Origin of the sequence: Methylobacterium sp. J-072, assembly GCF_022829425.1 — a bacterium.
Lineage (GTDB): Bacteria > Pseudomonadota > Alphaproteobacteria > Rhizobiales > Beijerinckiaceae > Methylobacterium.
Genome location: NZ_JAKSYK010000086.1, coordinates 1 through 18,158 on the forward strand (window position 1 = coordinate 1; position 18,158 = coordinate 18,158).

An 18,158-nucleotide genomic window follows, 5' to 3' on the forward strand; every position below is an offset into this window, starting at 1 on the left:
GCTCTGCGGCGGCGTGATCGTAAACTGGAAAATCCGGCATCATCCAACCGTGCGCGGCGGGATAAGTTTGTGTCGTATAGCGCACGTTGGCCTCCGTCAGAGATCGCTGCAGCCGCTCGGCCATCGCAGGCGGGTAGCTGCCGTCGTTCTCCGCCACGCCAATGTAGACCTCCGCCTTCAGCTTCGGCGCGAACAGGTGAGGGCTCGTGGGCGCATCATTCGCGAGATTGCCCCCGTGAAAGCTTGCGGCCGCCTCGAACCGCTCGGGGTAGGTTCCCGCTGTAGCCAGGGCCATGCCGCCGCCCATGCAGAAGCCCACCACCCCAACCTTGCGACCTCCGACGTCGTCACGCGTGTCGAGGTAAGCGAGCATGGCCTCTGCATCTTCAGCGGCCTTCAAGGGGCTGGTTGTAGCCATCAGCGGTCCAAGGACCGCGCGAAAGTCGCCCGCGAACACCTCCTTGGGCACGAATGGCCCGTAGGGTCCGTAACGGTAGAAGAGATCCGGCAGCAGGACGATGTAGCCAGCGACAGCGAGCTGCTGCGCCATGTCGAGCATCGCCGGCCGGATACCACCGGCGTCCATGTAGAAGATCACCGCGGGCCATGGTCCGCCGCTGGTGGGGATCACGACGTGCGAAGGGCAATCGCCGTCGCGCGTCCGGATCGTGACTCGCTCGCTCGGCATGGGATGCTCCTCGGCCGGACATTCGCAGTGTCCGCTTCGACCCACTTACGACCACCAGCGGACCGGCCGCAAATCACCCAGCAGAGACACTCGCGGAAGCCTAGTGCGATGGCTTAGTCTGGCCGAAAGTTGCCGGCCCGCTTTTCAGAGTGACGTTGGCAGAAGCGGACGTCGGCGGGCTCGGCAAGAGTTGGCTTCGGTCCGGCACCGATGCGATGATCGCGTGTTCGGACCGGTATCGTTCAAACGGGTGAGCCGCGTGACCGGCGTGTGGCATGGCGAGAGCGCGGTCCCTGGCCTGGAATATCGAGATGGCACGGCACGACGAGACGAGGCTGCTCGTGTCCGTTAGCCGCCAAATTGATCATGTTTGACTGGATCGGCATGGCGACGCTGTCGGATTGAGGGAATGGAGTTTTCTATTCAAAGCGAATGTCTGGGCATAGCGTCCTCTCGCTAGCTCCTTTATTCCGCAGTCGGGTCCGTGCATCATTGGCGGACGAGCATCGTGTCCTCGGACCGGGTGCTTTCGCGGGAACTCGTCTCAAGCCTGATGTCAACGGGCGCGTCGATCCCGCCGCAGGGAGGATTTTGGATGGATCGTCGCGTCCTGTTGGCCGGCGTCGGCGGTCTCGCCGCATGGACTGCGCTTCGCTCGCCCGCCTCTGCTTTGGATGGTGACAGGACGTCCATCGTGCTCTGGCACGCGATGTCGGGCGCGAACGGCGAGGAGGTCAACAGGCTGACGCGCGACTTCAATGCGAGCCAATCCGAGGTCACGCTGGAGGCGGTGTTCAAGGGCACCTACCCTGAGACGCTGACGGCGGCGATCGCCGCCTACCGCGCCGGCAAGGCGCCGCACATCGTCCAGATCTTCGAGGTCGGCACGGGCACGATGCTGCAGGCGGGCCCCGCCATCAAGCAGGCCTGGAAGCTCGCGGAGGAGACCGGGTTCGGTCTCGATCCCAAGGCCTACATCCCCGGCGTGCGCGGCTATTACAGCCTGCCGGACGGCAAGCTCGCCTCGATGCCGTTCAACTCCTCGACGGCAGTCATGTGGTACAATCGCGACGCCTTCGAGAAGGCGGGGCTCGATCCTGACATGCCGCCGACCACCTACGATGACTACGCGAAGGCGGCCCGCACCCTCGTGTCGAAGGCGCCCACGCCGATCGCGAGCACGTCGGCCTGGATGACCTGGATTCAGTTCGAGGAATATGCCGCGATCCAGAACCTCGCTTACGCCACCGAGAACGATGGCTATGATGGCCTCGGCGCGGAACTGCTCATCAATACCAAGCCCTTCGTCGACCAGCTCCAGCGCTTCCTAGACCTGTCGAAGGACGGTGCCTTCAAGTATACTGGCCGCGACGGCGCGCCGGACGCGATCTTCTACTCCGGCCAGGCGGCGATCGGGTTCGGTTCGTCGTCGGGCCGCGCCGACATCGTTAAGAACGCCAAGTTCCGCTACGCCGAGGCCTTCCTGCCGACCGAGCCGGCCCTGAACCCGCGGCCGAACAACTCCATCATCGGCGGCGCCAGCCTGTGGGCGATGACGGCGCCGAAGCGCACTGAGGCCGAGTACAAGGGCGTCGCGGCCTTCTATGCCTTTATCGCGAAGCCCGAGCAGGTCGCGCTCTATGCCCAGAACACCGGCTACGTCCCAGTGACGCTCGCGGGCTACGAGGCCACCAAGCAGGCGGGCTATTTCGACAAGAACCCTGGCACCGACGTGCCGGCGCGGCAGCTCTCGCGCGGGGAATTGACCCCGAACTCACGCGGCCTGCGCCTCGGCCGCCTGCCAGAGATCCGCGCGATCCTCTACGAGGAGATCGAGAAGGCGCTCCAGGGCCAGCAGACCGCGCAAGCCGCCATGGACAGCGCCGCCGCGCGCGGCAACCGGGTGCTGCGCGACTTCCAGAAATCCACGCGCGGGTGAACGCGGCGGACCGGCGGAAGGCTCTCCACGCATGGAACGACGGACGCTGTTCCCGGGCCGGCTGCTGCCGGCCCTGCTGATCTTGCCGCAGCTGGTGCTGACGGTGGTCTTCTTCCTGTGGCCGGCCGTCCAGGCGATCCGGTCGAGCCTGGAGCGCGAGGACGCCTTCGGCACCAGCACCGAGTTTGTCGGGCTCGACAACTTCACTGACCTGTTCGCGGATCCGCTCTACCTCGCGGCGATCGGGCGGACGGTCGTATTCTGCGCCTGCGTGACCGCCGTCTCGATGGGTGTGGCGCTGGTGCTCGCGGTCCTGGCGGATACCGAGATCCGGGGCCGCACCTTCTATCGCACGATGCTGATCTGGCCCTACGCGGTAGCGCCCGCCATGGCGGCGGTGCTGTGGGTGCTGATGTTCCACCCGCAGATCGGCCTCGTCGGCGCGTGGCTGAACCGGATCGGGATCGCCTGGGACTACAAGCTCGACGGCACGCAGGCCATGGCGCTGGTGATCCTGGCCGCCGCCTGGAAGCAGATCAGCTACAACTTCATCTTCTTCCTGGCGGGCCTCCAGGCGATCCCGAAAACGATCATCGAGGCGGCCCGCATCGACGGTGCCCGGGGGTTGCGCCGGTTCCGCACCATCGTCCTGCCGCTGCTGATGCCGACGGTCTATTTCCTGCTCGTCGTCGATCTCGTCTACGCGGCCTTCGACACCTTCGCGACGGTCTACGCGGTGAACGGCGGCGGGCCGGGCCAGTCGACCCAGACGCTCGTCCTCAAGGTTTATCTCGACGGCGTCGTCAACGCGAATGTCGGCTCGTCCTCGGCGCAATCCGTGGTGCTGATGGCCGGCGTCATCGTCCTCTGCGCCCTGCAATTCCGGTTCCTCGGGCGGAAGGCCGTCACCTGATGCGCCGGAGAACGTTGAATCTCATCCCCCACGCCGTCCTGATCCTGGCGATCCTGCTCTTCGCCCTGCCGATCTGGATCGCGATCGCCGGCTCGACACAGGATTCGGCTGCGATCGCCCGGGGCGAGGTCTCGCTGATCCCGAACCTCTCCGGTCTCGGGGTCTATCACGACGTGCTGGTGAACGGGTCGGCGGGGGCTGGGCCGGTCTGGCGCGCCCTGCTGGTCTCGGCCGGGATGGCGTTCGCCATCGCGTTCGGCAAGATTGCCCTGTCGCTGCCCTCGGCCTATGCCGTCACCTTCTTCCGCTTCCCCTTCCGCATGGCGGTCTTCTGGTTGATCTTCCTGACCCTGATGCTGCCGGTCGAGGTGCGGCTGATCCCCACCTTCCAGGTCATGTCCTCCCTCGATCTGATCAACAGCTTCACGGGCCTAACGATTCCCCTCATCGCCTCCGCAACCGCGACGCTGCTGTTTCGGCAGACCTTCCTCGCCGTTCCGGACGAACTCGTGGAAGCAGCGCGAATCGACGGGGCTGGGCCCCTACGCTTCCTGCGGGACATCCTGATCCCGGTCTCGGGCGCCAACATCGCGGCGTTGTTCGTGATTCTGTTCGTCTATGGGTGGAACCAGTACCTGTGGCCGCTGCTCGTCGCGACCGATCCCAAGCTCGACACTGTGGTCATCAGCATCGTCAAAATGATCGGCGTCGACACTGCGACCGAATGGAACAAAGTCATGGCGACGGCGGTGCTGGCGCTGATCCCCCCCGTGGCGGTGGTGCTCCTCATGCAGCGCTGGTTCGTGAAAGGCCTGACGGAGGGCGATAAGTGATGGCGGGCCTGAGACTCGACGGCCTGCGCAAGAGCTTCGGCAGCAACGAGATCCTGAAGGGGGTCGACCTCGCTCTGGCGGACGGCGAGATGCTGGTGATCGTCGGCGCGTCGGGCTGCGGAAAATCCACCCTGCTGCGCATCGTGGCCGGTCTGGAGACGCCCACCACCGGCCGCGTCCTGATCGACGGGCGCGACGTCACCGATCTCGATCCGTCGGCGCGCGACATCGCCATGGTGTTCCAGAACTACGCTCTGTACCCGCACATGAGCGTGTTCGAGAACATGGCCTACGGGCTGAAGATCCGCGGCCTGCCCCGCGCCGAGATCCGGGCGAAGGTCGATGCGGCCTCGGCTCTGCTGGGCCTGGAAGCGCTGCTCGAGCGCAAGCCGCGTCAGTTGTCCGGCGGCCAGCGTCAGCGGGTCGCCATGGGTCGCGCCATCGTCCGCGATCCGAAGCTCTTCCTTTTCGACGAGCCACTGTCGAATCTCGACGCCAAGCTCCGGGTGCAGATGCGCGGCGAGATCCGCCGCCTCCAGCGCCGGCTGAAGGTGACGAGCCTTTACGTCACGCACGATCAGGTCGAGGCGATGACGCTGGGCGACCGGTTGCTGGTGATGCACAAAGGCGTCCCGGTACAATTGGCGACGCCGACGGAGGTCTTCGAGCGCCCCGCCGACACCTACGTGGCGGGCTTCATCGGCTCGCCAGCGATGAACTTGCTACCCGGCAAGCTCGGGCGGAACGGCACGATGGTGACGGTCGCGGGCGCGGACATCGACCTCGGATCCCGGCGGTTCGACCGTCCCGATGGTTTCCCCGTGGTTCTGGGCATTCGCCCGGAACACGTCCTGCTCGACGCGGCGGGCACGACATGGCCGGTCGAGGTCGTAGAACTCCTCGGGTCCGAGATGCTGGTGCATGCCGGACGTCCGGGCGAAGCGGCGCTGACAGTCAAGATCGCGAATGGCACTCCGGTAAGCGACGCGATCCGAGCATCGTTCCCCGCTCCGCATCTCCACATCTTCGACCAAGCAACAGGGCTGCGGATGGAGGCCTGAGGGTCGGGCGATCCCCCATCGTGCGTGACGATACACCCCGACGCGATCCATCGTCTGCTTACGAGCTTTCGCTGCGGCCAGCTGAACGGCTGTGATGGGCACGATCCCGCCACCGAGCGACCGCTCGTGGCCCTTCCGCGCGTCGGGTGCCATCCAGGTTGCCTCGGACTGCCATGCGGACCGCGCTGCGAGCGACGCAGTCCGCCTCCTGAGCGCATGATCGCTACGGCTTGCTTGGCTTCGACGGTGGCGCCGGCCAATCGACGATGGAGAGGTCGAGCGGCAGGACGTCGCGGACGGCCGACGGTCGGGTCTTCCGCGCCAAGCGAAGCGGGGAGCCGGTCGCCTCGGCGTGATCAAAGTCAGCGGTCCCTGCATCGACTGCAGCGGGATTGGTGAAGGCCTCGAACACGTAGGGCAGCCCGTCTGCGAGAAGTGCGTTCGGACTGTCCATGACATGCAAGTGCAGATGTGGCGCTTGGCTGTTGCCGCTGTTGCCGACATCGCCGAGGAGGTCGCCGCGCCTGACATGATCGCCGACGCCCGGGCCGACACTTCCGGGCTTGAGATGGGCGTAGAGAACGAACGCTCCACCACCGATGTCCATGACGATGAAGTTGCCGTCCGCTTCGCCGATCGGCAGATTCGACGGCAGCGCACCCGGTACTTGGTCGGGCAAGTCGTTGCGCGAGCCAGCCACCGTGCCGTCTGCCACGGCCAAAACGGGCTCACCGTAGATGCGGTAGCTTCTCACGTCCTTCAGATCGCCGCGCACGATCCGGTCCTCGTCATCGATCCTTTCCCAATCGATTGCGTAGCGCTGTGCCAAGCGTAAGGCCCCGTTGAGCGGCAGGAGGGCTCGGACATGCCGAATCGAATCGCAGCAGCCATCCCCGACAATGTAGCCACCGCCGTGTAGCGGTGCCGCCAGGACAGGCAAGGATCGATCGATGACCGGCGTTCTCGCAATCTGCATCGACAGATCGGCTTTCAGCGGCTCGGCGAACCCTTCGATCTCGTGGACGAGGGCCTCGGGAATACGCTCGTCCGCCCGCAGGATGATGTGAAGGAAGACGATCCCGAACTGATAAGCCCCGAGCGACGCCGTCGCGTTTCCCCGACGGCCACCGAGGGACGACCGCTGACCGATCGCTTCCCGATCGAGCGCCAGGAGCGGCCGTTGTGAGCCGGCGTCAAGCACGACCAGCCGCTTGAGGTCGAACCGTCCATCCAGCACGTTCGAGAGGCGGAGTTCGTAGACGAGGTGATTGCGGCCGTCCGACATCGGCACGACGCGTGGCGCTGTCAGGACATCGGCAATGAGCGGCGTCATGACGGGCACCGTGGAGGCGCTCGATTGTCCAGTTTCGGCCGCCCGCACCGCTCCGCAGAACAGAGGCGCGAGGATGGCTGCAGCGCGGACGAGAGTCAGGGCGCGCATGCAGATCCTCCGGGCTGAGACAATCGCTCGGCGCGCCGCACCGACCGTTTGGGAGCAAGAATAGAAGTCGAAACGGTTTTACTGATACCGGTCATTTCGAGCCAATGTGTTGGAAATCTGAAGCCGCGCGGGCACGACGTTGATGCGCGAGGGCGCAACCGCCATCGGTCCCGACCTTCGGCCGTGGTGAATGTCTGCCGGGCGAGATCGCGAATTACATCGGAGCAGTCGCCGTTCTCGCGACGCGAGCGTGCGCGGATGCTGACGTCCTGATCTGGCCGAAAGCCGCCAGTCTGCTTCGGAGACCGGCGGCCGAAAAAGCGGACGGTCTCTTATCGACCCAACACGGTCGTTCACGCGCGGTTATGCGCCTCCCGGAAGCGGACATGGCCGCAGACGTGAAAAAGATCGATGTGGGGGTCTCTGTAATCGCTTCATCGAGTCGAGCATTCAAGGCGGGCACGCCTGCGAGGTCAGCTGATGACAGTCTCCTGCTTGTCGTCTCCGAAGCCGGCTCAGGCCATCAGGCAATGAGTGTTGTCCGCAACGTGCTCCCGGTAGCGCGCGATGACATCACCGTGGCTGCCGCCCGCTATCAGGGTGTTGGCTGCCTCCACCGCGGCCACGACCTTCTCCCATCTCGGCTTGGCCCTCCGCGCCGCGCCATGCGATCCGCACCAGTCGCAACTCGATGACCTTCTGAGCCTCCACGGCGAGCGGAAAGTCGGCACAGAACGGGTTCAGCATGACGGCTCCGGTCGGTGGTTCGCGCCTGACGACGCCGTAGCGGAACCCCAGTCGCTACGGACGATGACGCAAGTCAACCTCTGCCGACGGGTTCAAGCCTCGGCGATGAGATCCTTGATGCGGGTGGCGAGGGTTTCCAGCACGAACGGCTTGGTCAGGACCTGCATGCCGGGGCGCAGGTAGCCGTTCCCGAGCACAGCGTTCTCGGCGTAGCCGGTAATAAAAAGCACCTTCAGGTCCGGCCGCCGCTCGCGGCCGGCATCGGCCATCTGCCGCCCGTTCATGCCCCCCGGCAGCCCGACGTCGGTCACTAGCAGGTCGATGCGCACGTCCGACTGAAGTACCTTCAGGCCTCCCACGCTGTCGGCGGCCTCGATGGCGGTGTAGCCAAGGTCTTCCAGTACCTCGGTGACGAGCATGCGCACGGAGGGCTCGTCGTCCACGATCAACACTGTCTCGCCCTGGCCGGCCTGCTCCACCTCGGCAAGCCTGCGGGCCACGTCATCCTCGTCGGCCTCGCCGTAGTGGCGCGGCAGGTACAGGCAGACCGTCGTCCCGACGCCGACCTCGGAATAGATCCGCACCTGTCCGCCGGACTGTCGGGCGAAACCGTAGACCATGGACAGTCCGAGGCCCGTGCCCTCGCCGGTAGGCTTGGTGGTGAAGAACGGCTCGAACACCTTTCCGATCAGATCCGGGGCCATGCCGGTGCCGGTGTCGGTCACGCAGACGCCCAAGTACTGGCCGGGAGCGAGATCGTGCTGGCGGCCACCGGCCTCGTCAATCCACCTGTTGGCGGTCTCGATGGTGATGCGGCCGCCGTCCGGCATCGCGTCCCGGGCGTTGATGCACAGGTTGAGCAGCGCGTTCTCCAATTGCCCCGGGTCGATCAGCGCCGGCCACAGCCCCGCGAGGCCGACGACCTCCAAGTGGACGGCAGGACCGACAGTACGCCGGATCAACTCCTCCATGTCCCGGACCAGGCGGTTCACGTTGGTGGGCTTGGGGTCGAGGGTCTGGCGCCGGGAAAAGGCGAGCAGGCGATGCGTCAGGGCGGCGGCGCGCTTGGCCGCCCCTTGCGCGACGCTCATGTAGCGGTCGAGGTCGCCCATGCGACCCTGCGACATGCGGGTCTGCATCAGTTCCAGCGAGCCTGAGATGCCGGCAAGCAGGTTGTTGAAATCATGCGCGAGGCCGCCGGTCAGTTGGCCGACCGCCTCCATCTTCTGCGACTGCCGCAGGGCCTCCTCCGTCTTCGCGAGAGCCTCGCCCTGCAGCTTGATCTCGGTGACGTCGCGTACGGACGAGTAGATGAGCCCGTCGCGCGGGACAGCGTTCCAGGACAGCCAGACGTAACCGCCATCCTTGCGGCGGTAGCGGTTCTCGAACGTGAGTTGGGCCTCCCCGCGCGACAGCCCCCCCGCCGCCGCCAAGGTCGCGGCGATGTCGTCGGGGTGGACGAAATCGAGGAACGGTCGCGCCTTCATCTCGGCCTCGGTCCACCCGAGGGTCCGCGGCCAAGCCGGGTTGAGACCGACGAAGTAACCGTCGAGGTTGGCTACGCATAACAGGTCGGACGAAGCTTGCCAGATCTGGTCGCGCTCGGCGGTCCGGGCGGCGACTTGGCGGGCAAGGTCGGCCTCCGTCTGCGCCCGGACGGTCACGTCCTGCACGAAGACGTGGAAGCCGTCGACCGCGCCCCCGTCATCCTGGCGGGGCAGGTAGCGAATCTCGGCAACGCGGTGCCGCCCGTCACGGTGCGGCCAGTCCGTCTCGAAGGTGACGGGCTCGCCCCCGAGTGCCCGGTCGATGAAGGGCCGCCGAACGGCGTAGGCGGCCGGGCCCAGGAGTTCGCGGACATCGCGCCCGACGACCTCGCCGGGCGGGACGAAGAACCAGTCCCGGTAGGCATCGTTGGCGAAGCGGTAGACATGGCCCGCGTCGATGAACGCGATCAGCACCGGCAGCGCGTCGGTGATGAGTCGGAGTTCGCGCGCGTTGGCCTCCGCCCGCAACTCGGCGTTCCTTCGTGCGGTAATGTCGCCGAAGAAGACCGCGACGCGGCGGTCGCGCGGGTCCCCGACCCGGTGCGCACGCACGTCAAACCAGCGCCCGAACACGGCGGCGTAGTTCTCGAAGTGGGCGGGTTCCCCAGTCAATGCGACGCGGCCGTAGCGGTCGAACCAGTGCCGTTCGAGGTCGGGCGCGAACGAGCTGACCCACCGACCGGCGACGTCCGCGCCGGTCTGCCGGGCGAAGGCCGGGTTGGCCTCCTCGATCAGGTAGTCGACCGCCCGTCCGTCCGCGTCGAAGCGCATCCTGATGATGCAGAACCCGACCTCGATCGTCTCGAACAGCGTCCGGTAGCGGGCCTCGCTAGCCTGCAGCGCCTCCTCGGCAAGGCGGCGGTCATGGATGTCCTCGACGACGCCGTACCAAGCGACGATGGCGCCGGCTTCGTCCCGGCGGGGACGCGCCCTGGCTCGCATCCAGCGGTATTCGCCTGCAGCCGCGATGTTGATGCGGTAGTCCACGTCGACCGGATCGCCCGAGGCGAGGCAGGCCGAGAACACCGCGACCGTGTGCGGAATGTCGTCCGGATGCAGGGCCTTCATCCAGCCCGCGCCGTCCGGTTCGCCCGGGGCCTGGCCCGTCAGGTCGAGCCAGCGATTCGAGTACGAGGTGATGTTGCCAACTGGGTCGCACGTCCACGGGACCTGAGGGTTGAGTTCGACCGTGTGCCGAAAATGGTCTTCGCTCTCGCGGAGCTTCGCCTCGTTCTCCCTCAGCGCCATCCAGTGGAACGCCTCGCCTTCCGCCTCCGGCAGCCGCGACCGCAGGCGTATGACCTCCGCCTCAAGCTCGTTCCGCGACAACGCCGTGATGTCGAACCCAACCAAAACTCACTTCTCGCGATTGGCCGAGGTCTCGCCTCGAAATCGTGTATCCCGGGGGGCAAGCCATCCGGGCTCGACCGGTTCCGTTGACCGCGTCCCCCCGGCCGGGGCCGCGAGGCCCCGCCTGATCGGGCCACGCGGTCCGCTCCCGTCGAATCGCCCTGCGGAAGCGGGCTGCCTCAAGTCCACCGGTGCTGCCGTTCCAATAGCGGCCCTAGCCGTCGATCCGTCCCTGTCGAGCATCCCGGAGCGGGGCGTGTTCCACGACAAGCCGTTCCAGCAGCGCAAGGTCGTTCAAGGCATCCTCGAATTTGCGTCGGCCAGCCGATAGCTCGATCTATCGACCGGCTAAAAGGCACACCCGGTTCGGTGTTCAACGTCAGGTTCCCAGCATTTCTGACCGAGACCGGACGTTCCGGGCTCCACCCGAAGCAGTCATGCAGATAGCCAGCAGAGCTTCCCGGAAGAGGCCGTTCGTCGATCCAGTGCCCCGATCGGATGGGTGCCGGGCGGCAAGCTCTACGTCCGAATGTGCTCCCACACCTTGGAGATGACGACCGATCCTTCGCCGACCGAGGCTGCGACCCGCTTGACGGAGCTGGCGCGCACGTCGCCGACCGCGAAGATTCCCGGATGCGACGTCGCGTAGGGCGAGCCCGCGCCGATAGCATCCCCGGTCAGGACAAAACCGTGGCCATCGAGCTCGACGAGCCCCGAGAGCCAAGCGGTATTGGGGGCGGCACCCACCATGACGAACACAGCACAGGTCGAGATCCTGCGCGTCGTTCCGTCGGCGACGGCGCGGATGGTCACCGCGTCGAGATGGTCGTCGCCGTGCAGGGCGGTGACTTCGGCCCCGTACTCGATAGTGATCGCCGGATCTGCCTCGAGCCGGCTCGACAGGTACCGCGACATGGAGGTCGCGAGCGATTGCCCGCGCACCAAGAGGCGAACGTGTCGCGCTGAGCGGCTGAGGTACATCGCGGCCTGGCCCGCCGAGTTGCCGCCGCCGATGACGATCGTCTCAGCATTCCGGCAGTAGCGCGCCTCGATCTCCGTCGCAGCGTAGTAGATGCCTGCGCCCTCGAACGCTTCGAGGCAGTCGATCGGCAATCTCCGGTACTGGACGCCGGTCGCGACGACGACGGCCTGTCCCCGCACGCGCCGGCCGTTGTCGAACGTCGTACAGAACGATCCGTCCTCAAGCCGTTCCAACTTCGCCACGCGCCGCGGCATCGCGAAGCGTGTGCCGAACTTCATCGCCTGGATCTCGCCGCGCCAGACGAGGTCGGCACCCGAGATCCCGGTCGGGAAGCCCATGTAGTTCTCGATCCGACTTGATGTGCCGGCCTGACCGCCGATCGCCACATCCTCGATGACCAACGCGTGCAGCCCCTCCGCACCCGCATAGACGCCCGCTGCCACCCCGGCCGGACCGCCGCCCACGATGAGGACGTCGAAGGCCTCGTCGTCGACGAGGTTGTAGTCGAGGCCGAGCAGCCGCGCGACCTTGGCGGGCGTCGGTTCGGTCACGACCACGTCCCGGCCGAAGATGACCGCCGGTCGGGTAGCCGAGATCGAGCAGGCCGTGGCGACGCTCGCCGCCTCCGGGCTGCCCAGCGGATAGGTCCTGTAGGGAAGCCGGTTGCGGCTCGCGAACTCGGCGATCCGCCGTACGTTACGGTCGTCGTCCTCGCCGATCAGCACGAGCGTGCCGTCGTGCGAGTCGAGCTGCCGCCGTCGCCGTGCGGCGAGGACTGTGATGATGATGTCCGACATCTCCGGGATCTCGGACATCAGTCGCAGCATTTCGGGGCGCGGCACCACGGTGACGACCGTATCCGCGCTCGCCCGCATGGGCATCGACCAGACGCCGCCGTTCAGGAACGAGATCTCGCCCATGAACTGGGTCGGACCGAGGGTGGATAGGAGATGGCGCTCGTCCGTGAAGGGATTCACGACTTCGATTTCGCCGGCCTCGACATACACGAAGCGATCGGCTGGATCACCGGCACGGACGAGAAAGGCGCCGGCGGGGTAATGCTTCTCGGCCCCGATCGCCCGCAAGGCGGCGACATGCGATGCAGCGAGGGGGATACGCTGCATCTCACGCAGGTCACGGCCGATCGTTTCCATGCGTCGCTTCCGTCACAGGCTATCCGCTGCGGCGCAGCATCGATGGCTCAGCCGCTATAAGCAAGACCTTCAGCGGGGGACGATTGTTTGATCGAAGCCCGTGGCTTGAAGTGGCTTGCGTGGATCTGCAACTCGGCCTTGGCCCACGTCCGCTTCAGAGAAGCCGGCGAAAATCCTTAAATGGCAGGGATGGGCGCACAGCCGAACGTCCGGTTTTGCGCGCTCAGGCCATCCGGCATGACGTGGTCTGGCCGTAAGCGGAACGGCCGCTTCGGAGAATGCCGGCCGGAAAAGCGGACAGCCTCCTATCGACCCTTTGCAGGCTTTCGGAATGTCTGCTTATCGGCGACTTAATTCGCCCCAAATGGCCAAGTTTGGCCGAAAGCTGTCTGACTGTTTTCAGGCGAGCAACGAGGTGAAGCAGATTTTTCCGCTTGTAATCTCGCCGACAGAAGCATGCCGTCCGGCTGTGTGATCACGCCAGCATCGCTCGATTGATCCGGGGAGGTGGAACGCGTTCAGAACGTCAGGCGTGCCGTCAGCACGAACGTCCGACCTGGACCGGGCGTGGCCGAGCCGTAACCAGAGACGCTCTCGAAGTTCTTGGTATCGGCGATGTTATAGACGTTGAGCTGCAACGCCGCGTTTTCGGTAAGCCGGTAGGTGGCCAGTGCGTCGAACCGCCAATAGCCGGGCACGAGGGCGGTGTTCGCCGAACTGGTGAAGCGCTCGCCCACATAGTACGCGCTGCCGCCGACCGTCAGGCCCGGCAGGATCAGGTAGGTGCTGGTGAGCGCGAACGTGTTGTGCGGCGTGTTGGCCAGGATGTTGCCCGGCGTCGACACGAAGGCGCCCGTGGTATTCTGGGCGCTCTTCAGGACGCGGCCGTCCAGATAGGTGTAGCCGCCGAACACACTCCACGCGTCCGTGATCTTGCCGGCAACGCCAAGCTCGAAGCCCTGCACACGCGTGGTGCCGACCGTCGAATAGATACCGTTCGTTGAGTCGACGGCTTCGATCGCGTTCTGCTGGGTGACCTGGAACACAGCGCCCGTCAGGCTGAGCTGACTATCGAACAGGTCGTACTTGGCGCCGGCCTCATAGGTCTCGTTGGTGGTCGGCTTGAGGTTCTGCTGGCCGCCGGTGATCGTCAGGTACTCGCTCGATGGGTCGAACGAGGTTCCGTACATGAAGTAAACGCTGGCGTTGTCGACTGGATGAACGACGGCGCCTGTCCGCCAGCTGACGAACTGCACCTTGTTGACGACGTTGTACGGCGTCGTCGCGTTCAGCGGGCCGGTCTCTATGTAGCTCGGCGTCCGAACGGTCGCCGCGTGCTGGTGGACCGAGAGATCGTCGTACCGAAGGCCGCCCAGGATCTCAAGGTAGCGGTTGATCTTGACCTGATCGCTCGCATAGACGCCGACCGTGTTGCCGACGTCGTAGGTGTCCGTACTGCTGATTGGAACGACACCCGGACTGGTCGGATAGGGATTGGGGAAACCGACGTTGACACGTGAACCACCCGTGATGTTGGTCCGGTACTGGTCGCGGGTCTCCTGACTGAGCTCGATCCCGCTCAGCAGCGTGTGCTGAAGGCCGAACGTATCGATGTGGCCGACGAGATCGGTCTGGTTCGTGAACAGCGTGTTGACGGTGTGGTTCTGGAAGTCGTTCGTGTTGTTCACGTACAGGCTGCCCAGTGGACGCGCGAACAGGGCCGCACTCGAAAGCGCCGCGCCGCCGGTGGCCTGCCCGTACAGGTTCGTACCGTTGACCTGGACACCGCGGACGCGCACGAACCGATCGATCAGCGAGTAGCGCGTGGTGTTGGTGATGCTCCAGTCCTGATCGAACGTGTGCTTGTACTGCAGCGTGCCGATATGGGCGTCGACCTGCTCGGTGTCGGAGAAGCCCGGGCTGAGGCGGCCGAAGTAAGTGTTCTTCGAGACCGGTGCCGGTCGGCCATAGTAAGTGCCGAAGTAGCCGCCCGGCAGAACCGGGATGCCGTAATCCGGGATATTATTGTCCTTCTGGTAGATGTAGCTGACAGTGACCTGATCGTCCGGTGTCAGGTTCGCCCGAAGCGAAGGGGCGACGCCGAAGCGTGTGGTGTTGATGTGGTCGCGGCCGGCGACATCCGTATCGTTGGCAAGGAATGCGAGGCGGATGGCGGAGTCGCCCAGGACCGTGTTGATGTCCCCGGTGACGCGCGCGCCCGGTGCGCTGTAGCCCGACGCGTCGATCTGCACCTTGTCGGCGGCGAAGAATGGCAGCTTGCTGGTGACGTTGACGACGCCGCCGGTCGAACCGCGCCCGAACAGGAACGAGGACGGACCTTTGAGCACCTCGACGCTCTCGATGCTGAACGTGTCGCGCGTGTACCAGCCAGGGTCGCGGACGCCGTCGCGGTAGAAGTCGTTGCGGGCGGAGTAGCCGCGGATGTTGATGTTGTCGCCCTGCGTGCCGCCCTCGCCACCGAACATGGTGATGCCGGGCACATTGCGCAGCGTCTCGACAAGCGTCGAGTCGCGCTGATCCTGGATGAGCTGCTGCGGGACGACCGTGATGCTCTGAGGGGTGTCGAGGATCGGGGTCGGCAATCGCTGCAGCTGAAGCTGCCGGGGGTTGTATGGCGAGCCTGTGGGCGGTCCCGACGTGGTGACGTCGAGCTGGTCCATGACGATCGACATGGCCTCTTGCCCTGCTGCCGGCGCAGCGACGAAGGCCAGCGAGGCTGCGCCGAACGCAGCCTGCGAGAGGCGGGTCAATCCGGCTGCGCGAGGGCTGGATCCATTGTCGAATGAGGAGCTGACCCCATCATCGGCGGCCGAGAAAAGTTCGGCGATCAGTTCCTGCTTCTTCATAACAATTCCAGGATACCCGCCCCGTACGTATCTGCCGGGTATCTTAATCCGCATTCTAATATCAATCGGAATCTTTGTGTCATAAATCTTCTGCTGCTATTTATTGATTATAATAATTCAAAACTGACGATATACTAGATGAATTCTAAGCTAGCTGATTTGCTTTCGATGGAGTCTTGAACCAAGACCGGCCGGCGGTGACCGAGCGGGTGCAAGACCGATGGCGTTTGAACGACCCCCTTCCTGGCGCACGATGTTCCGCAAGGTGCATCTGTGGCTCGGGATCGGCTTGGCGCTCCTGATCGTGCCGATCACGCTCACCGGCTTGGTCCTCGTGTTCGATGACGAGATCGACGAGGTCCTCAATCCCAGCCTCTACGCGACCACCGGCACGGCCGTGGCTCGTCCCGCGGACGAGTACATGCAGGGCGCAAGCGAGGCCGTGGGCGGGCGAGCTGCGATGCTGCGCTGGCCAGACGGAGAAGGCAGGCCGGTTACCGTCATGGTCCGCCTCCAACCCCCACCATCCGCGGTTGAGCGCAAGCTGGACGGTGAGCGTGGCACCAACCGGAGCGGCAGGCCCGAGGGCCAGGCCGGCAACAGGCGGCCGCCCAGCCGTCTCGTCTATCTCGACCCACCGACCGGCGCGGTGCTCGGCATCAAGGACTTCCGTAATTCGTTGATCGGGCAGGTCCACGTCTTCCACGAGAACCTGATGGTTCCGGAGTACTCCGGCCGCGCCATCGTCGGCTGGACGGGCGTCGCGCTGCTGCTGCTGTCGTTGACCGGGCTGGTCCTCTGGCTGCCGCGCAATGCGCGCCTCATGCGCGCCTTCGCCTGGCGCCGGGGCCCAACGATGAGCATCAACCTGCACCACCTCGCGGGCTTCTGGATCTCGATCCCCTTGGGATTGATGGCGCTCACCGGCATCGTGCTGGCCTTCCCGCCGCAGGCGAGCGCAGTGCTGAACGCGTTGGACACGCCGCAGCCACCTGTCAGGCGCACCGGCGCCGATCCACTCATGCCGCACCCGGCACTCACGGCGGAACGTGCCATTGAGATCGGGAAGGACGCTGCCGAACCCGAGACACCGCGGATGCTCGCTGCGCCCAGCATCACCACGAGGGCGTGGCGCTTGGAAGTCGAGGCTCCAGATGGCACGCGGCACTCGATCAGCATCGACGACGCGACCGGGCAAGCGACGCTGGAACGACCGCCGCGCCGCGGGGATGTCATAGGCACCTGGATGCGACGCGTGCATGAGGGCCGCTCATACGGCCCGATCTGGGCCACGCTGGCGGGCCTCTGCGGGGTCCTGCCGACGCTTCTGGCGATCACCGGCGTACTGATGTGGCTGCGGAAGCGGCGCAACAAGGCGGCGCTGCGGGGTGGCACCTCCGCATTGACTAACTCGCGTCTGATGCCCGCCGAGAGCGCCTAGCCAAACGGACCCATCCCATGCTCGTACATATCCCGCAGGTGCTCAGCGCAGATCAGGTCGCCCGCTGCCGTGCGATCATGGATCGTGCTGCCTGGACCGACGGCCGGGTCACCGCCGGGTTCCAGTCGGCGCAGGTCAAGAAGAACCTTCAGCTGCCGGAGGGCACTCCGGAGGCTCGCGAGCTCGGCGACATGGTCCTGCTCGCGCTCAAGCGTAGCCCGCTGTTCCTCTCGGCCGCGCTGCCGCAAACCGTGTTCCCACCTTTGTTCAACCGGTATGACGCCGGCATGACCTTCGGCGCACACATCGACAACGCCATCCGGCAGTCGCTGGACGGCCAGCGCATCCGGACCGACATCTCGGCGACGCTGTTCCTCAGTGGGACGGACGAGTACGACGGCGGCGAGCTGACGGTCGAGGACACCTACGGCAGCCACGCCGTCAAACTTCCTGCCGGTGATCTGGTAATCTATCCAGCCGACAGCCTGCACAACGTCACGCCGATCACGCGCGGCTCACGAGTGGCCTCCTTCTTCTGGATCCAGAGCCTGATCCGCGACCGGACCCGCCGGGCCCTGCTGTTCGACCTCGACACTTCGATCCGGCATCTGACCCGCGACGTACCGGGACACGAGGCCCTGGTGTCTCTGACGGGGACCTATCACAACCTGCTTAGGCAATGGGCCGAGACGTGACGTGCTTCGTCGATGCGATCAGCCTTTGCCGCAGCCGCCTGCACATCAGCACGCTCCATTCGAATATTCGCCCTTCCACGAGCAAGGCGTCGCCGCTTCACATACGGCGGTACCGCTAAGCTGCGGGCGACTGTCAGCGGCTGGTTCGAGGCGCCTACGTCCGCTTCCGCAGTTGAACGTGTACAGTCGGGGTCTCCGCGCTGAACGCGGAGCCGAAGGTCCGCTTCCGGGCGTCAACCCAACTTCCGCTGCCCACCCAACCCGGCCGTTCACCGGCGCCTACCAACACGGCCGATGCTGGCCGAAAGCCGCCTATCCGCTTCGGAGAAAGTCGGGCGGAAAAGCGGACAGGCTCCTACCGACCCAACCCAGACGCCTGGGCCGCCGTCATCCCTTCTCCGAAGCGGACGTTCGTCAGCCGTCCGGCAACTTCGGCTCGGGGCGGCTTCCAGACCTTCAGCCAAAACCGCTGGAATGATCGCTCGTCCCCGACCGCTGCC

11 protein-coding genes and 1 pseudogene are annotated in these 18,158 nt (G+C 65.5%); 6 read left to right on the forward strand and 6 right to left on the reverse strand.

The genetic code is table 11. The annotated features are described in order from the left end of the window. On the reverse strand, window positions 1-688 hold a 688-nt coding region (locus MKK67_RS09425; protein ID WP_243963638.1), incomplete at its 3' end, for a dienelactone hydrolase family protein. 595 nt (window positions 689-1,283) lie between these two features. On the opposite strand from MKK67_RS09425, the gene ugpB reads away from it, so the two are divergent. Genes ugpB through MKK67_RS09445 form a run of 4 tightly spaced genes read left to right on the forward strand, consistent with a single transcriptional unit; the run spans window position 1,284 to window position 5,434 of the window. Continuing rightward, window positions 1,284-2,627 carry a sn-glycerol-3-phosphate ABC transporter substrate-binding protein UgpB gene (ugpB, locus tag MKK67_RS09430; RefSeq protein ID WP_243963639.1) on the forward strand — a complete coding sequence of 448 codons (1,344 nt, stop codon included), beginning with the start codon at window positions 1,284-1,286 and terminating at the stop codon, window positions 2,625-2,627. Window positions 2,628-2,658: 31 nt separating this feature from the next. Then, window positions 2,659-3,540: an ABC transporter permease subunit gene (locus MKK67_RS09435; protein WP_243963640.1), complete on the forward strand. Its 882-nt coding sequence runs from the start codon at window positions 2,659-2,661 to the stop codon at window positions 3,538-3,540. Next, window positions 3,537-4,373 carry a sn-glycerol-3-phosphate ABC transporter permease UgpE gene (ugpE, locus tag MKK67_RS09440; RefSeq protein WP_243963649.1) on the forward strand — a complete coding sequence of 279 codons (837 nt, stop codon included), beginning with the start codon at window positions 3,537-3,539 and terminating at the stop codon, window positions 4,371-4,373. The genes MKK67_RS09435 and ugpE overlap by 4 nt, the downstream gene beginning before the upstream one ends. Next, window positions 4,373-5,434, forward strand: coding sequence for an ABC transporter ATP-binding protein (locus MKK67_RS09445; protein ID WP_243963641.1), 1,062 nt, complete (start codon window positions 4,373-4,375; stop codon window positions 5,432-5,434). Before ugpE ends, MKK67_RS09445 begins: the two co-directional genes overlap by 1 nt. A gap of 223 nt (window positions 5,435-5,657) precedes the next feature. Here MKK67_RS09445 and MKK67_RS09450 read toward each other — a convergent pair whose 3' ends face one another. The 5 genes and pseudogenes from MKK67_RS09450 to MKK67_RS09470 all read right to left on the reverse strand — a co-directional run bounded on the left by MKK67_RS09450 (window position 5,658) and on the right by MKK67_RS09470 (window position 15,522). Further along, entirely contained in the window at window positions 5,658-6,875 is a 1,218-nt protein-coding gene (locus MKK67_RS09450; RefSeq protein ID WP_243963642.1) for a M23 family metallopeptidase, read from the reverse strand. 515 nt (window positions 6,876-7,390) lie between these two features. Then, a pseudogene (locus MKK67_RS09455) lies at window positions 7,391-7,622 on the reverse strand (hypothetical protein). A 92-nt stretch (window positions 7,623-7,714) separates the two neighbouring features. Next, window positions 7,715-10,522, reverse strand: coding sequence for a PAS domain-containing sensor histidine kinase (locus tag MKK67_RS09460; protein WP_243963643.1), 2,808 nt, complete (start codon window positions 10,520-10,522; stop codon window positions 7,715-7,717). A 516-nt stretch (window positions 10,523-11,038) separates the two neighbouring features. Further along, entirely contained in the window at window positions 11,039-12,655 is a 1,617-nt protein-coding gene (locus MKK67_RS09465) for an FAD-dependent oxidoreductase (protein ID WP_243963644.1), read from the reverse strand. Window positions 12,656-13,173: 518 nt separating this feature from the next. Continuing rightward, on the reverse strand, window positions 13,174-15,522 hold the full coding sequence (locus MKK67_RS09470) for a TonB-dependent receptor (RefSeq protein WP_243963645.1): 2,349 nt from the start codon (window positions 15,520-15,522) through the stop codon (window positions 13,174-13,176). Between the two features lie 220 nt (window positions 15,523-15,742). On the opposite strand from MKK67_RS09470, the gene MKK67_RS09475 reads away from it, so the two are divergent. Both MKK67_RS09475 and MKK67_RS09480 read left to right on the forward strand, forming a co-directional pair. Further along, the gene (locus MKK67_RS09475) at window positions 15,743-16,963 is read left to right on the forward strand and encodes a PepSY-associated TM helix domain-containing protein (protein ID WP_243963647.1); all 1,221 of its coding nucleotides are present in this window, start codon (window positions 15,743-15,745) and stop codon (window positions 16,961-16,963) included. Between the two features lie 17 nt (window positions 16,964-16,980). Further along, window positions 16,981-17,658, forward strand: a complete 678-nt coding sequence (locus MKK67_RS09480; protein ID WP_243939925.1) for a Fe2+-dependent dioxygenase — start codon at window positions 16,981-16,983, stop codon at window positions 17,656-17,658. Window positions 17,659-18,158 lie beyond the last annotated feature (500 nt).

What these genes read in the sequence shown, in the direction of transcription:
- MKK67_RS09480 (WP_243939925.1), top strand. Translation starts at nt 16,981, where the DNA reads ATGCTCGTACATATCCCGCAGGTGCTCAGCGCAGATCAGGTCGCCCGC.
- MKK67_RS09450 (WP_243963642.1), bottom strand. Translation starts at nt 6,875, where the DNA reads ATGCGCGCCCTGACTCTCGTCCGCGCTGCAGCCATCCTCGCGCCTCTG.
- MKK67_RS09475 (WP_243963647.1), top strand. Translation starts at nt 15,743, where the DNA reads ATGGCGTTTGAACGACCCCCTTCCTGGCGCACGATGTTCCGCAAGGTG.
- ugpB (WP_243963639.1), top strand. Translation starts at nt 1,284, where the DNA reads ATGGATCGTCGCGTCCTGTTGGCCGGCGTCGGCGGTCTCGCCGCATGG.
- MKK67_RS09445 (WP_243963641.1), top strand. Translation starts at nt 4,373, where the DNA reads ATGGCGGGCCTGAGACTCGACGGCCTGCGCAAGAGCTTCGGCAGCAAC.
- MKK67_RS09470 (WP_243963645.1), bottom strand. Translation starts at nt 15,522, where the DNA reads ATGAAGAAGCAGGAACTGATCGCCGAACTTTTCTCGGCCGCCGATGAT.
- MKK67_RS09435 (WP_243963640.1), top strand. Translation starts at nt 2,659, where the DNA reads ATGGAACGACGGACGCTGTTCCCGGGCCGGCTGCTGCCGGCCCTGCTG.
- MKK67_RS09465 (WP_243963644.1), bottom strand. Translation starts at nt 12,655, where the DNA reads ATGGAAACGATCGGCCGTGACCTGCGTGAGATGCAGCGTATCCCCCTC.